The organism is Duganella sp. LjRoot269, from assembly GCF_964254095.1.
GTDB classification, from domain to species: domain Bacteria; phylum Pseudomonadota; class Gammaproteobacteria; order Burkholderiales; family Burkholderiaceae_D; genus Rugamonas; species Rugamonas hordei.
On sequence record NZ_CAXUSL020000001.1, the window covers coordinates 4,744,703 to 4,760,338 of the forward strand.

A 15,636-nucleotide genomic window follows, 5' to 3' on the forward strand; every position below is an offset into this window, starting at 1 on the left:
CGTTTCGTTCGCATCCTTGCGCCCATCATATCAAAACTGCACTAGAATTTGTGCAGTTCATCGACGAGGTGGAGCATGACAAATTGGAGCAATGGCTATATCGCCGACATCGGCTACACCTACGGGTATTATCACGCGCTGAACCCGTTGCGGGCGAACCTGGCGCTGCTGCACGCGCGCATCGCTCTGCCCGAAAGCGGCACCGCCTGCGAGCTGGGCTACGGCCAGGGCATCAGCGCCAATATCCATGCGGCCGCTTCAGCCACCAGGTGGTACGGTACCGATTTCAATCCCGGCCAGGCGGGATTTGCCCGGCAACTGGCGGAGCACCTGGCCGACGGCCCAGCGCTGTACGACCAGTCCTTCGCGGAATTCTGCAACCGCAGCGACTTGCCGGATTTCGACTACATCGGCCTGCACGGTATCTGGAGCTGGATCTCGGATGACAACCGCGCCGTCATCGTCGATTTCGTGCGGCGCAAGCTGAAGGTCGGCGGGCTGCTGTACATCAGCTATAACACCCAGCCCGGCTGGGCGGCGATGGTACCGATGCGCGACCTGATGACGCAACACGCCAGCGTGATGACCGCGCCCGGCGCCGGCATCGTCGCCAAGGTCGACGGCGCGCTGGCCTTCGCCGACAAGCTGATGGCGGCCAACCCGCTGTATGCCCGCGCCAATCCCGGCGTGGCGGAGCGGATGAAGAAACTCGGCGGCCAGAATCGCCAGTACCTGGCGCACGAATACTTCAACCGCGACTGGCTGCCGATGTCCTTCGCCGACATAGCCGGCTGGCTGGTCGACGCCAAGCTCGATTACGCCTGCTCCGCCAGCTATCCCGAGCTGGTGCCGGAGCTGAACCTGACCTCGGAACAACGGGCCTTGCTCGATGAAATACCGGACCCGGTATTCCGCGAAAGCGTTTTCGATTTCATGATCAACCAGCAGTTCCGGCGCGACTACTGGATCAAGGGCAGGCGCCAGCTGCAGCCGCTGGAATACGCCGAACAATTGCGCGCCCAGCGGATGATCATGTGCATGGCGCGCGACGACGTCACGCTCACCATCGCCGGCGCGGTTGGCGAGGGCGCGCTGAGCGCGGAGATCTACAATCCGATACTGGACCTGATGAGCGACCATCAGGCGCGCACCATCGGCCAGATGCAGCAGGCTTTGCGGAGCATCACGCTGCCGCAGCTGCACCAGGCCTGCATGCTGCTGGTCGAGAAAAACGTCCTGGGCGCGGCGCTCGACGAGCAGGAAGCCGCGGCACGCCGGCCCGAGACCGAGAAGCTGAACCGGGCGCTGATCCAGCGCGCGCACTATACCGCCGAGATTCCCTTCCTGGCCAGCCCTGCCCTCGGCGGCGGAATTCCCGTACACCGTTTCCAGCAGCTGTTCATCGCCGCGCAGGCGCAAGGAAAAACACGGCCCGGGGAATGGGTGGAGTATGCCTGGCATGTGCTCAAGTCGCAGGGGCAGTCCATCGTCAAGGACGGCAAGACCCTGGAGGGCGACGACGCCAACGTGGCCGAGTTGAACCGGCAGGCCGCCGAGTTCCACGACAAGCACCTGGCGCCGCTACGCGCCCTGGGTGTGCTCTGACGGGAAGGCCGAATCGGCTGACTCGGCTGAATCAGCCACGCGCACCGCGTTGCGGCCACCCTGCTTGGCCGCGTACAGCATCTTATCGGCCCGCATCAGCCAGTCCGCCGGGCCGGTGCTCTTGTCCATGTAGGTGACGCCGATCGACACCGTGACCGGATGGCTCGGCACCAGGGGAGCGCCGGCCACCGCACCACGCAAGCCTTCGGCCAGCCTGGCGGCGGCGCTCAGGCCGGCGCCGCTGGCGATGATGGCGAACTCCTCGCCGCCGTAGCGGAAGATCCGATCCGACGCCCGCGTATGCTGCCGCATCACCTCGCACAGGCGTTTCAACGCCTCGTCACCGGCGGCATGGCCGAACAGATCGTTGACCTGCTTGAAGTGGTCCAGGTCCAGCAGCAGCAGGCTCGATTCCAGGTGCGGGCGGCGTTCCTCGGCATGCGCGGCCAGCTTGCGGTCCAGCGCGCGGCGGTTGCCCACGCCGGTCAGGAAGTCCAGCTCCACCGCCGTGTGCAGCGCGCGGTTCTGCAGGCCGGTGCGGTCGGCGAAAATATAGGCGAACAGATTGACCAGCACGATGGTCACCACGATCGTCAGCAGGTTGAGCAGCTCCAGTTGGGGCAGCAGGATCGCCACCAGTCCTGCCAGCGAGACGCTGTTGATGGTCAGCGCGGCGCGCGGCCGCAGCACGAAAAAGGCGGCGATCATGGTCGGGTACACCCAGTACACCAGCGATACGCCGCGCAGGTACACGGTGGCCAGCATGCCGGCCGAGTAAAAGATCGTCACCCCAAGGCTGGCGAGGCGGTGGCGGCCGGTGCGCCACACATGCAGCATCACCGCCACCATGCCCAGTACCAGCGTCATGTCAACCGCCGCCGACATCCAGCTGTGCTGCAGCAGGCGGTAGATCCCGAACGGCAGGATGCTGGGAATGCTCAGCGCGCACAGCAGCAGGAGTATCACTTCCTCCAGGCTGCGCTTGCGCTTTCCCTGCCGCTTTCCCTGCACTTCTTCGGGCATATTTCTTATGGTGTTATGTCGCCTGGCCTGCGGGTTGGTCAGCCGGGCCCGTTGCCGATTCAGCCGTGGCATGCGTTTCAGCCTTGTGCTCGCCCGCCAGGAACATATACATGGCAGGCACCACGAACAGCGTGAACAGCGTGCCGATCGACAGCCCGGTGAAGATCACCAGCCCCATCGCATGGCGTCCGGCCGCCCCAGCGCCCGAGGCGATCACCAGCGGCACCACGCCGAATACCATGGCCGCCGTCGTCATCAGGATGGGCCGCAGCCGGGTGGCGGCGGCTTCCTCGATCGCTTCGCGCTTGTTCTTGCCGGCCAAACGCAGGTGGTTGGCCACTTCCACGATCAGGATACCATGTTTGGAAATGAGTCCCATCAGCGTCACCAGCCCGACCTGGGTATAGATGTTGATCGAGGCGAAGCCGAGGAAGATGAAGGTCATCGCGCCGAACAGCGCCATCGGCACCGAGAACAGGATCACGATCGGATCGCGGAAGCTCTCGAACTGCGCCGCCAACGCCAGGAACACGATCACCACCGCGAACGCCATCGTCAGCACGAAGCCGCCCGACTCGCTGACGAACTGGCGCGAGCTGCCCGAGTAGTCCACCGTGTAGCCCGACGGCGCCACCTCCTTGAGCGTGTTGCGCAGGTATTCGAGGATCTCGCCCTGCGAGGCGCCCGTCACGCCGGCGATGGTGGCCGAATTGAGCTGCTGGAAGCGGGTCACCGATTCCGGCTGCACGCTGTAGCTGATGCTGGCCACGGTGCTGGCCGGGATCATGGCGCCGCTCGGCGTCTTGATCTGGAAGTCCAGCACGTCGGCCGGGTTGAGGCGGTCGACCTGCTGCACCTGCGGGATCACCTTGTACGAGCGACCGGAGATCGAGAAGTAGTTGACGTAGCCGCCGCCCAGCGCCGCGCCCATGGCGTTGCCGAAGTCCTGCTGCGTCAGGCCCAGCGTGGCCAGCTTGTCGCGGTCCACCTCGACGCGCGCCTGCGGCGTGTCGATCTTCAGGTCGACGTCGGCGAAGTAGAACTTGTTGTCCTTGCGCGCCTTGTCCAGCACCGCCTGCGCCACCGTGTTCAGGTTCTCGAACGGCTCGGTGGTGGTGATGACAAACTGCACCGGCAAGCCGGAGCTGCCCGGCAGCGCCGGGAACTGGAACGCCGCCACGCGCCCGCCGGCCACGTTGTTCCACTTGGCCTGCAGCTCGGTCTGGATCTCGTGCGCCGAGCGCGAACGCTTGTCCCACGACTTGAACAGCACGCCGCCGATGCCGGCGTTGGTGGTCGGCACGCCGGTGATCTGGAACATCTGCTCGTATTCCGGCAGCGAGTGGGCGATGTCGAAGATCTGCTTGGCGTAGGCCTGCATCTGGTCCGAGGTGGCGGTCGGCGCGCCGACCACCTGCGACAGCACGATGCCCTGGTCCTCTTCCGGCGCCAGCTCGGCCTGCGACATCTTGAACATCAGGCCCAGCAGCAGGCTGAGGATCACGCCCATGATGATCAGCACCGGCCAGGTGTTGAGCAGGCTGTGCAGCAGCCGCAGGTAGCCGTTGTGCACCTTGTCGAACACCTTGTCGATGGCCTTGACGAAACGCCCCTCGTCCTGCTTGGCGTCGAAGAAGTGGCCGCACATCATCGGCGACAGGGTCAGCGCGACGATGCCCGACACCGCCACCGCGCCGGCCAGCGTGAACGCGAATTCGGTGAACAGCGCGCCGGTCAGGCCGCCCTGGAAGCCGATCGGCACGTAGACGGCGATCAGCACCACCGTCATCGCCAGGATCGGGCTGCCCAGTTCGCGCGCCGCGACGATGGCCGCGTCGTAGGGCTTCATGCCCGCCTTCATGTGGCGGTCGACGTTCTCCACCACGATGATGGCGTCGTCGACCACCAGGCCGATCGCCAGCACGATCGCCAACAAGGTCAGCAGGTTGATCGAATAGCCCAGCATCAGCATCACGAAGAAGGTGCCGATCAGCGACAGCGGCATCGCGATCACCGGCACGATCACCGCGCGGAAGCTGCCCAGGAACAGGTAGATGACGATGGTGACGATGATCAGGGCCTCGATCAGCGTCTTGACCACTTCGTCGATCGAGGTGTTGATGAAGTCCGTCGAGTCGTAGACGATTTCGCCGGTCAGGCCGTTCGGCAGCTGCTCCTTGATCGGCGGGAAGGCCTCGCGCACGCGCTTGGCGACGTCGAGGATGTTGGCCTCCGGCGCCACCTTGATGCCGATGAACACCGAGCGCACGCCGCTGAAGGCGACGTTGAAGTCATAGTTCTCCGAGCCCAGCGTGACGGTGGCGATGTCCTCCAGGTGGACGATGGCGCCGCCGGCCTGCTTGATGGCCAGCGCCTTGAACTCCTCCACCGTGTGCAGGTCGGTGCCGGCGGTCAGCGGCACGGTCACCATCTGGCCCTTGGTGGCGCCCAGGCCGGCCAGGTAGTTGTTCTGCGCCAGCGCGGCGCTGACTTCGGTCGCGGTGACGCCGTGGGCCGCCATCTTGTTCGCGTCCAGCCAGGCCCGCAGCGCGAACTGGCGCGCGCCCAGCAGCTCGGCGGTCTGCACGCCCTGGATCGAATCGAGCTTGGGCTTGACCACGCGCGCCAGGAAGTCGGTGACGTTGTTGGTCGGCAGCGTGTCGCTGTAGAAGCCCATGTACATGGCGTCGGTGGTCTGGCCGGTCTGCACCGTCAGCACCGGTTGCTGCGCCTGTTGCGGCAGCTGGTTGCGCACCGAGTTGACCTGGGTGGTGATCTCGGTCAGCGCGCGGTTGGAATCGTAGTTCAGCCGCAGCGTGGCGGTGATCACGGACACGCCGCTGTTGGACGACGACGACAGGTAGTCGATGCCCTGCGCCTGCGCCACCGCCGATTCCAGCGGCTGCGTGATGAAGCCGGCCACGGTGGCGGCATCGGCGCCGTAGTAGGTGGTGGAGATGGTGACCACCGCGTTCTGCGTCTTCGGATACTGGTTGATCGGCAGGCTGAACAGCGAGCGCAGGCCCAGCACCACGATCAGCAGGCTGACCACGCTGGCCAGCACCGGGCGCTTGATGAAGATGTCGGTAAAGTTCATGGCGCGCCCTCCTTAGTGTTCTTGCGGCGTCGGATTCGGGCTGTTGGACGGCTGCACCTTGTTGTCAATGACGGCCGGGGTGCCGTTCTTCAGTTTCAGCTGGCCGCTGGTGACCACCGTCTGGCCCTCCTTCAGGCCGGTCAGGATGGCCACCTGGTCGCCGCGGGTCGGGCCGGTGGTGACGAACACCTGCTGCGCCACCAGCTGGGCGTTGCCCTTGTCATCCTTGGGCGCGTCCTTGCCCGTTCCCGGCGCCAGCACGAACACGGTCGAGCCGTACGGGTTGTAGGTGATGGCCGTCTGCGGCAGGGTCAGGTATTTCTTCTTGTCGCCCAGGTCCAGGCTGACGTTGGCGAACATGCCCGGCAACAGCTGGCGCTTGGCGTTCGGCACGGTCGCCTCGACCTGCACGTTGCGGGTGGCCGGGTCCACTTTCGGGCTGATCGAGGTCACCTTGGCGGGGAAGCCCAGGCTGGGATAGGCATCGTTGGTCAGGTTCAGCTTCTGGCCGATGGACAGGCCGGCCAGCTGCTTCTGCGGCACGTAGAAATCGACATACACGGTATCGATGGTTTGCAGGGTCACCAGCTTGTCGCCCGGGTTCAGGTACTGGCCGGGATTGACGGCGGTGATGCCCAGCTTGCCGGCGAACGGCGCGCGGATGGTCTTCTTGTCGACCAGCGCCTGCTGCTGCGCCACCAGCGCCTTGCGGCTCTTCAGGTCGGCGTCGTCATTGTCGAGCTGCGCCTGGCTGATGGCCTGCGCGGCGAACTGCAGCTTGTCGCGCTTGAGCACCGAGGCCGACAGGTCGGCGGCGGCCTGCAGCGCGCGCAGCTGGGCCACGTCGGAATCGGCGTTCATCTCGAACAGCACCTGGCCGGACTTGACTTCATCGCCCGACTTGAAATTAACCTTGCGCACCAGGCCGGCGATCTCGGTGGTCACGTCGACGCCGCGCACCGGCACCAAGGTGCCGACGGAGGTCAGCTGCGGCTGCCATTCGGAGATCTCCGCCTTCATCGCGGTGACCACCTGCGCGCCCGGCTTGGGCGAACTGGCGATCAGCTTCTTAATCTGCAGATACTTCCCGAACGCCAGCACGGCGATCAGCAAAATGACGCACCCTATCATGATGAATATACGCTTGGTCATGAGTCGCTTGGCCATGAATCTATCTCCTGCTATGGATGTTGTTCGATATTGTTTACTTAGCCGTTCCGTACGGCGCCGCGGCCGATACGGCGGTCGCCGCCGGCACGCCGCCGGAACGGTTCCACCAGCCGCCGCCCAGCGCCTGGAACAGCGCCGCCGTGTCGGCATAGCGCGCCGCCTGCGCCTGCACCAGGCTGACGTGGGACTGCTGGTAGACGCGCTGGGCGTCGAGCAGCAGCAGGTAGCTGATGCCGCCCAGCTTGTACTGCTCGGTGGCTAGCGCCAGCGATTCGGCCGCCAGCGATTCCGCCTCGGCCTGCGCCTTCAGCGACGCCGCGTCGGAGTCGAGCGCGCGCAGGCTGTCGGCCACGTTCTGGAAGGCCGCCAGCACGGTGGCGCGGTATTGCGCCGCCGCCGCGTCGTAGGCCGCTTCCGCCGCGCGCCGCTGCGCGCTCAGCGCGCCGCCGTTGAAGATGGGCGCCACCAGCCCGCCCGCCAGGTTCCAGGCGGTGGTCTGCGCATCGAACAGCTTGCCGAAGGTCTGCGCCGACGAGCCGTAGCTGCCGCTCAGCGTGAATTGCGGATACTGGGCCGCCGTCGCCACGCCGATCTGCGCGCTGGCCGCATGCAGCTGCTCCTCGCTGGCGCGGATGTCGGGCCGCTGGCGCACCAGCGCCGACGGCAGCGACACCGGCAGCGATTCCGGCAAGGTCAGCGACTCCAGCGAGAACTCCGGCATGCCGGCCTCGCTCGGCAGCTTGCCCGCCAGCACGGACAGCTGATGGCGGCTTTGCGCCAGCGCCTTTTCCAGCGGCGGCAGGGTGGCGGCGATCTGCGCCACCTGGTTGCGCTGGGTCAGCAGGGTATTGCGCGGGATGGCGCCGAACTCGAACTGCTTCTCGATGACGCCCATCTGCTTGGTGAGCGCGTCCAGCACTTCGCGCGTGGCCTTCAGCTGCGCCCGCAGCGACGCTTCGCGGATCGCCGTGGTGACCACGTTGGCGCTCAGCGCGAGATAGGTCGCCTCGACCTGGAAGCGCTGGTAGTCGACCTGCGCCCTCGCCCCTTCCAGCGTGCGGCGGGTGGCGCCGAACACGTCCGGCGTGTAGGCCACGTTGACCGAGGCGTTATACAGGTTGAACACGCCCGCGCCGTTGCCGGCGGTGGCGGCGGACACCTTCTGCCGCGACACGCCCAGCTGGCCGTTCACCGACGGATAGACCAGGTTGCCGGCCTGGGCGTTGTATAGTTCCTGGGTCTGGCGCAGCGAGGCTTCGGCCGCCGCCATGGTCGGATTCTGTTCCAGCGCGCCGCGTATCAGCTGGTCCAGCGCCGGCGAGCGGAACACGGTCCACCACTGGGCCGGGATATCCTGCCCCGGCGCGAACTGCTGCGCCGCGCCGCCGGGGCCGCTGGACGCCGCCGTCGTCGCCGCCAGCGGCGTCGGGGTATAGCTGTCGCCGGCGTTGGCCGGAGCGGAGGGTGTTTTGAAATCGGGGCCGAGCGCGCAACCGCCCAGGGCGGCGGCGGCCAGGGCCGCCATGCCGGCGCGCGACGCGCGCCACTGCAAATGCTTGAATTTCTGGTTTCTCACTAAAAACTCCCGCTAAAAGATGCATGCCACGCCAAAAGTTAACTGAAACGCACTTTTGCCCGACATATTCGCACTTTTTGCAGAGTTAGTGTGTTTTTTGTATCGCGAACGGGATAGCCGAGGCCGCTGCTCCGCCTCAGGCATAAAAAAAGGGCTTTGCCGCTGGCAAAGCCCTTTTTATTACAGGATGCAAGTATCAGGCGTCGGCGGTGGCCACCACGCCGTAGGCACGGTTGGCTTCGGTCAGCGAGAAGGCCGATGGGCCGTCCGCCACCGCATCGGCGGCGTGCTGGCTGCTGCGGTAGGTGATCGGCATCTGGTAGCGGCGCAGCTCTTCCGGGCTGATCTTGCCGTCGCGGTTGGTGTCGGCCGACATGTCGACCTTGCCGCTGCCCAGCAAGCCGTTCTCGTCCACGCCCGGCAGCGGGTCCGGCGATACCAGGCTGTCTTCCTGGGCGCCGTTGTCGGTGCCGAACTTGGCCTGGAAGAATTGGGTTTCGGGACGCTGCACCAGCTTTTTCAAGCCTTCGTCGAATTGCTTGAGCGCCAGCTTCAGGCTGTCGTCGTCCGATTCCGCCACTGCCTTGATCACGGCGCTGGCCTTGTCGGCCGCGTTGACGGTCGTGTTGGGGTCGGTCTGCAGCGGCGCATTGAAGCCGGGCAGCGACAGATAAGCCGCCACCGAGGCGCTCATGTCCGCATTGGTCTCGGGGGTGGGAGTGGCGATTTTTTTCGGCTCGAGTGCCTTCTCCGCGACGGCCGCAGCAGACAGGGTAGCACCACTAATGTTGTTCACCATAATCATAATCGGCTCCTATAACGGCTCGACCGCAAATAAATTCCTCACCTCACTATTCTATCAGCGTTTTGGCAACAATCACCATTTTTAGCGGTGTCCAGGCGCAAAAAGTGTCTTTTCCCCATGCAAAACTGCCGCCTGGACACCTCCTTGATCGGTAAAATTAATTGCTCAGTGCCTGCAATAGTTTTTCCCCATCGGGACAGCCCCAACCGGTGCAGGCATCCCATCCCTGGGCCGCCTGTTGCGCTCCATTATTGCCAACGACGACGTCGCGGGTTACGCCCTTGCCTTGCAGCGAACCGTACAGCAGCGGATTGAGGAAGCCGACCGGGCGGCCGATTTTCTGGTTGATCAGCGCCAGCAGCCCGGCCCACAACGGCGCCACGGCGCTGGTGCCGCCGATCACCAGCGTCTGTCCATCCACCCTCACCCGGTAGCCGCTGGCCGGATCGGCGTCGCCGGCCACGTCGGGCACGCCGCGCGCCGCCTGCCCGTTGCCGACAGCCGTCTGGTAGTCCGGACGGGCGAAGAAGCTGCTGAAGCCGCCGCCGGTGGCGCTGTTGGGGCCGCTGTTCCACACCGATTCGGCCGGCGTGCCGCCATCCTGCAACGTCACCCGGGTGCCGCCGCAGGCCAGCGCGTGCGGCGCCGACGCCGGGAAGTCGACGTGCTGGGCGCCGTCGGCCACGCCGTCGGTGGAGCCGTTGTCGCCCGCCGCGCACAGGATGGTCACGCCCATCGCGGCCGCATCGGCGAAGACCTGCTCATAGGCCATCATCGCCTGCCCGGTCCAGGCCGATTCCGGCGCGCCCCAGCTGATCGAGATCACCGACGGCCGGTTGACGTCGTCGTGCACGGCGGCGGTGATGGCGTCGAGGAAGCCGCGCTCGGTGTTCGGCGCGTAATACACGGCGATCAGCGCGCCCGGCGCGACGGCGCCCGCCACTTCGATATCGAGCATCACTTCGCCGTCGGCGCTGTTGGCCGTGGTCGGCCGGTTCTTGGCGTGGTCGATCGAAATCGATTTGACGCGCGGCACCGGCAGCCCCAGTTCGCCGAAGTAGATGCGCAGGTCGCGCGGCCGGCTGCCGCCGCCCAGCTCGATAATGCCGATGCACTGGCCGCTGCCGTCCAGCCCCTGCGGAAAGTTGTACATCTGCGCCAGCTGCGGCGGCGTGAAGGAGATATTGGCCACCGCCATCGAGGCGAAGGTGTCCAGCTGCAGGCGCTGGAACTTGGGCGTGGCCACCGGCCGGTCGTCCAGCCCGAACACGCCTTCGACCACGCCGGCCAGCTCATCGGGCACGCTCAGTTCGCCGACCCGGCCGCGATAGCTGCCGTCCGGGTATTCATACTCTTGCAGCTGCACGCCGAACGCGGCGCTCATCTGCGCCGCCGTGCCGGCCAGCACCACGCGGCGCTGGGCCGGGCTGCTGCTGATGACCGCCATGCCGCGCTGCCGGGCGAAGTCTTCCACCTTGGCGATGTCGTCGTCGCTGGCGCCATGCGCCTGGGCGAACTGTTCGCGGCTCAGGTACCGGCGGCCGCCGGGCGAGGTGTCGGCCGTGGCCGGCTGCAGGTCCAGCGGCGCCAGCACCGGGCTGGCGCGCAGCCGGACCGTGATTTCCAAGGTCTGCTCGTCCGCCACCGGACCCAGCGCGACCGCGCCCTGCAACGCCAATTGGCCGCTGCCGGGAATGATATTCGGGTGGGAAGTAGTTGCCATCTGAATTCTCCTCTGAGGTGTTGGGGGGGGATCTCAAACGATACTGTCGCCGGGCAGCGCACGATTGACGCAGCACAGAGTCGCTGCGCTTCCCCCGGGAGTTGCGATGGACGGCCACTGCCGAAGAAGCAACACATTTTCAACTTACCGGCCAGTCCACCTTGCAAAATTGGTCAGACCACCATAGAATTGGCCGACCACTTAAGCGCTTGAAGCTGCTTACTGCATCACACAGATTTTTGACCAACTGCGAGCTCGGCCCTCCCGGCGCCCTCCTCGCGGTGGCGCGGCATACGCGAGGTGTGCCGACCGGCACCCGGCGCAGACCGGCGTTGTTGAACTCAATATCTGGAGACACAAATGCACAATCCCGTACTCAAAGCCATGGCGGCCGCATGTCTTGCGCTCGCCGCCGGCGGCGCGCAAGCGACCGCCGATCCGCTGCACAACGCCGTCATCACCGCCGCCTACAACGGCGACGCCGCGGGCATGCTGGGCGCCGACCACGGCTTCGCGGCCGAAGCCGGCAGCAACGTCAGCGGCCTCGATCCCTATCTGTCCAACGCCGAATTCATCAGCGCCGACTACGCGCTGGTGTTCGACTTCGCGCCCAACGGCCACCTGACCATCTACAACAACGGTCCGCTGGCCGCCGGCAGCTACAGCGCCAGCTTCGATTTCGGCGCCACGCTGGCCGCCCCCATCACCGGCTTCGGCGTGACCGATGCCGGCGCCACCACCGGCACGCCGGTGCTGACCCTGGTGAACAACCACACCATCGCCATCGACCTGAGGGGCGTGAGCTGGAACGGCGACTACAGTCCGCTGGAAACGGCGATCACGCTGCAGTCGCCGACCGCGCCGGTGCCCGAGCCGGCCGCCGCGTGGATGCTGCTGGCGGGCCTGGGCCTGCTGGGCCGCCTGCGCCGCAAACAGAACTAGTCCGCCCTCACACTCAAGGAGCACCTTATGAAACGCACAGGTTTCAGGGCGGCGCTACGCCTGTCCCTTTTGTTTTCCCTGCTGGCCGGCGGCGTCGCCGTCGCCACGGCGGCCGACGTCGCGCTGCAAACGGCGCCGGCCGACGGCTTTGCCGGCCAGGCCGGCGGCACCGCCGGCGGTTCGGCCGCGCTGTCGTCCAATATCTACACGGCGGCCAACCGCGTGCAGCTGCTGGCGGCGATCAAGCATGGCGGCAGCAACGCCAAGATCATCAAGCTCGCCGGCACCATCGACATGAGCGAAGGCGTGCCGTATGCGAACACCGGCGACCAGGCCATCCGCGGCCTGATACGCCTGCCCAGCAACACCACGCTGATCGGCGACGGCGCCAATTCCGGCATCGTCAACGGCCACATCATCCTGTCCAACGTCTCGCAGGTCATCATCCGCAACCTGAAGATCGTCAATCCCTGCGACGTCGGGCCGATCTGGGATCCGACCGACGGCGCGCTGGGCAACTGGAACTCGGCCTATGACGGCATCGGCGTCAGCGGCTCGGACCACATCTGGATCGACCACAACACCTTCACCGACGGCGCCATGACCGACGACCTGCTGCCGGTCGAGAATGGCCAGGTCAAGCAATGCCACGACGGCGCGCTCGACGTCACCAACGCCTCGGACTACGTGACGGTGTCGTACAACGTCTTCGGCCAGCACCGCAAGAACAACCTGATCGGCTCCAGCGACACGGCCGTCGCCGACAGCGGCAAGCTGCACGTCACCTTCAGCAACAACGTGTTCCGCGATATCGTCAGCCGCGCGCCGCGCGTGCGCTACGGCCAGGTCCACGTGTACAACAACTACTTCGTCGGCAGCAGATCGCACCCGGCCTACCCCTACGAATACAGCATCGGCGTTGGCCAGGCCGCGCAGATCCTGTCCAACAACAACGTGTTCGAGATCGCCGGGGTGTCTCGCTGCGACGACGTGGTCGAGCCGATAGGCGGCACCGTGCCCGGCGCCTTCAGGGACAGCGGCTCGGTGCTGAACGGCGCCGCCCTGGCCGGATGCTCGGTGCCGAACAGCGTCGCCTACACGGTGCCGTACGCCTACTCCGCGCGGCCTCAGGCGCTGGTCAAGGCCAACGCGCTGGCGCAGGCCGGCGGCGGCAAGCTGGCCACGGCGATCACCGGCAGCGGCAACGTCACGCCCGACGTCACCGTCACGCTGGCCTGCCCGCCTTCGGGCCTGTACTTCTGCGACGACTTCCAGAACGGCAGCTCGTCCAACTGGAACCTGCTGCCGGTGGCCGGCGCCAACGGCAGCTTCAGCGTCAAGGCTGAAAGCATAGGCGCCACCAACATGGTGATGCAGTACACGGCGGCCAGCACCGGCGGCGTGCTGGCGCTGCTGAAGCCCGCGGCCATGAGCGCGGTGCCAACCGGCGACTACTACGTCGAGGCGCGCATCAAGCCGATGACCAACGGCACCACCGGCAACAAGCTGCTGTACCTGGTCACCCGCTACAAGGACGCCGCCAACTGGTACGGCGGCGGCCTCAATGTACAGAGCAGCACCGCCAGCACGCAGGTGGAAATCGCCAGGATGCTGGCCGGGACGCTGTCGCGGCCCAAGCAGGTGAAGAAGCCGATCCAGATGGACGCGCAGTTCTACACCGTGCGCTTCGAAATGATCGGCACTTCGCTGACCGTCTATCTTGACGGCGAAGCGCTGGGCACCGTCACCGATGCCTCCTTTGCCGATCGCGGCCTGGTCGGCCTGTACACGGCCAACAAATCGTTCCAGATCGACGACGTGCGCATCGGCGATCCGGCACTCAAGCCTTCGCAGCTGACGCTCAATCCGTCGACGCTGAGCTACTCGGCGGAAGTGGGCGATGCGCCGCTCGCCGTCAACGTCACAGCGGTCAAGCCGAACGGCACGCTCGATACCTTCACCGCCAGCTCCAGCAACCCGGCGGTGGCCGCGGTGGCCATCAACGGCACGGTGCTGAGCGTGACGGCGGTCGGCGCCGGCAACGCCACCGTCACCATCGCCAGCGATTCCGATCCGACCCTGCAGCGCACGATCGCCGCCACCATCAGTCCGCAGTTCGTGCAGCCGGCGCAAGCCTATCCGCTGACCGGCGCGGTCATGCCCCCCGCGCATGCCGGCAACGCCAATATCGACGCCTCGCTCAAGCTGACCTTCGATACGCCGCCGACGCTGGGAACCAGCGGCAGCATCCGCATCTTCCGCAAGACCGACGACGCGCTGGTGGACGTGATCCGCCTGTCCGGCGAGACCGATATCCTGGGCTATGCCGGCCAGGCCAGCATCCGCAAGGTCAACACCACGCCGGTCGCCGTCAGCGGCAACACGGTGACGATCAAACCGCACAGCAACAAGCTCGCTTACGGCACCGAGTACTACGTGGCAGTCGCCAACGGCGTGTTCAACGGCGCCACGTTGGGCGGCATACCGTTCACCGGCATCGGCAAGCTGGGCGACTGGTCATTCACCACCCGCGCCGCGGGCCCGGCCGGCGGCGCCGCCAGCCTGACCGTGGGCGCCGGCGACGACGCGGACTTCAACACCGTGCAGGCGGCGCTCAACTACACGATGAAGGAACTGGGCGCCAGCGATCCGCTGACCATCAACGTCCGCAACGGCGTCTACAACGAGCTGCTCTACCTGCGCGGCAAGAACAACGTGACGCTGGTGGGCGAAAGCCGCGACGGCGCCGTCATCCAGTACGCCAACTACGATGCCCTGAACACCGGCTCCGGCGCCAGCCAGGCCAATGGCGACAGCGCCACGCCGTCCGGCGGCCGCGCGGTGATGATGGTCGAATCGGCCGACATGCTGACCATCGACACGCTGACGCTGAAGAACACCACGCTGCGCTCGAGCGCCATCTCGGCGCAGGCGGAAACCATCTACTTCAACAGCGACACCGGCCGCCTGGTGGCGAAGAACGCCAACTTCTTCAGCGAGCAGGACACGCTGAACCTGAAGGGCTACTCGTGGTTCTATCGCTCGCTGGTGGCCGGCAACGTGGACTTCATCTGGGGCAGCAGCCGCGCCGCGCTGTTCGAGGAAAGCGAAATCCGCTCGGTCGGCGACACCACCAGCGCCACCAGCGGCGGCTACGTGCTGCAGGCGCGCGTGGCCAACGCCACCGACAAGGGCTACGTCTTCCTCAACAGCAGCCTGACGCACGGCGCCGGTCCCGGACCGCTGCACGGCGACGTGCCGGCCGGCGCCACCTACCTGGCGCGCAGCCCGGGCGGCACGACCACGTGGGACAACATCGCCTTCATCAATACCAGGATGGATGCGCATGTGGCCACGGTGGGCTGGGCCGGCGCGGGCGTGAACGGCCAGCCGGCGCCGAATCCCGTGGTGCCCACCGCAACCAGCGGCTGGCGCGAATACGGCAGCACCACGCTGAACGGCACGCCGATCAACCTGGCGGCACGCGTCGGCGGCTTCCAGCTCAGCGCCAGCGACGTGGCGGCAGGCTTTGCCGACCGCGCCAGGGTGTTCAGCGCCTACGGCGGCGGCGCCGGCTGGAATCCGCAGCCCTAGCCACCAATTAGAGGGAGGCGCTGCAGGCTTTCTTTCAATATGATAGATTGTCGCCCACGATTGACGACCATCGGTATAAAAGACCGATGGCGTCTCTACGC

At 66.1% G+C, this 15,636-nt stretch carries 9 protein-coding genes; 3 read left to right on the plus strand and 6 right to left on the minus strand.

Annotated features, from left to right (window positions below):
• Nucleotides 1-75 precede the first annotated feature (75 nt).
• Nucleotides 76-1,605, plus strand: coding sequence for a class I SAM-dependent methyltransferase (locus ACSQ3S_RS21235; RefSeq protein WP_436143663.1), 1,530 nt, complete (start codon nt 76-78; stop codon nt 1,603-1,605).
• Here the strand turns inward: ACSQ3S_RS21235 and ACSQ3S_RS21240 are convergent.
• From ACSQ3S_RS21240 to ACSQ3S_RS21265, 6 genes are all read right to left on the minus strand, one after another.
• Nucleotides 1,582-2,628: a GGDEF domain-containing protein gene (locus tag ACSQ3S_RS21240; protein ID WP_436143664.1), complete on the minus strand. Its 1,047-nt coding sequence runs from the start codon at nt 2,626-2,628 to the stop codon at nt 1,582-1,584. The genes ACSQ3S_RS21235 and ACSQ3S_RS21240 overlap by 24 nt on opposite strands.
• Before the next feature lie 13 nt (nt 2,629-2,641).
• The gene (locus ACSQ3S_RS21245; protein ID WP_353404621.1) at nt 2,642-5,725 is read right to left on the minus strand and encodes an efflux RND transporter permease subunit; all 3,084 of its coding nucleotides are present in this window, start codon (nt 5,723-5,725) and stop codon (nt 2,642-2,644) included.
• A 12-nt stretch (nt 5,726-5,737) separates the two neighbouring features.
• On the minus strand, nt 5,738-6,877 hold the full coding sequence (locus tag ACSQ3S_RS21250) for an efflux RND transporter periplasmic adaptor subunit (protein WP_176652102.1): 1,140 nt from the start codon (nt 6,875-6,877) through the stop codon (nt 5,738-5,740).
• 52 nt (nt 6,878-6,929) lie between these two features.
• Complete coding sequence (locus ACSQ3S_RS21255; RefSeq protein WP_436143665.1) at nt 6,930-8,471, minus strand: efflux transporter outer membrane subunit; 1,542 nt, start codon at nt 8,469-8,471, stop codon at nt 6,930-6,932.
• Nucleotides 8,472-8,667: 196 nt separating this feature from the next.
• Complete coding sequence (locus tag ACSQ3S_RS21260) at nt 8,668-9,276, minus strand: EF-hand domain-containing protein (protein ID WP_436143666.1); 609 nt, start codon at nt 9,274-9,276, stop codon at nt 8,668-8,670.
• A 157-nt stretch (nt 9,277-9,433) separates the two neighbouring features.
• A complete protein-coding gene (locus ACSQ3S_RS21265) occupies nt 9,434-10,999 on the minus strand; it encodes a S53 family peptidase (RefSeq protein ID WP_436143667.1) in 1,566 nt (521 codons plus the stop codon).
• Nucleotides 11,000-11,359: 360 nt separating this feature from the next.
• Here ACSQ3S_RS21265 and ACSQ3S_RS21270 point away from each other — a divergent pair, with 360 nt between their 5' ends.
• Nucleotides 11,360-11,941, plus strand: a complete 582-nt coding sequence (locus tag ACSQ3S_RS21270; protein ID WP_436143668.1) for a PEP-CTERM sorting domain-containing protein — start codon at nt 11,360-11,362, stop codon at nt 11,939-11,941.
• A 27-nt stretch (nt 11,942-11,968) separates the two neighbouring features.
• Nucleotides 11,969-15,535 (plus strand): pectinesterase family protein, encoded by a 3,567-nt coding sequence (locus ACSQ3S_RS21275; protein ID WP_436143669.1) that lies wholly within the window; start codon nt 11,969-11,971, stop codon nt 15,533-15,535.
• Nucleotides 15,536-15,636: the final 101 nt, after the last annotated feature.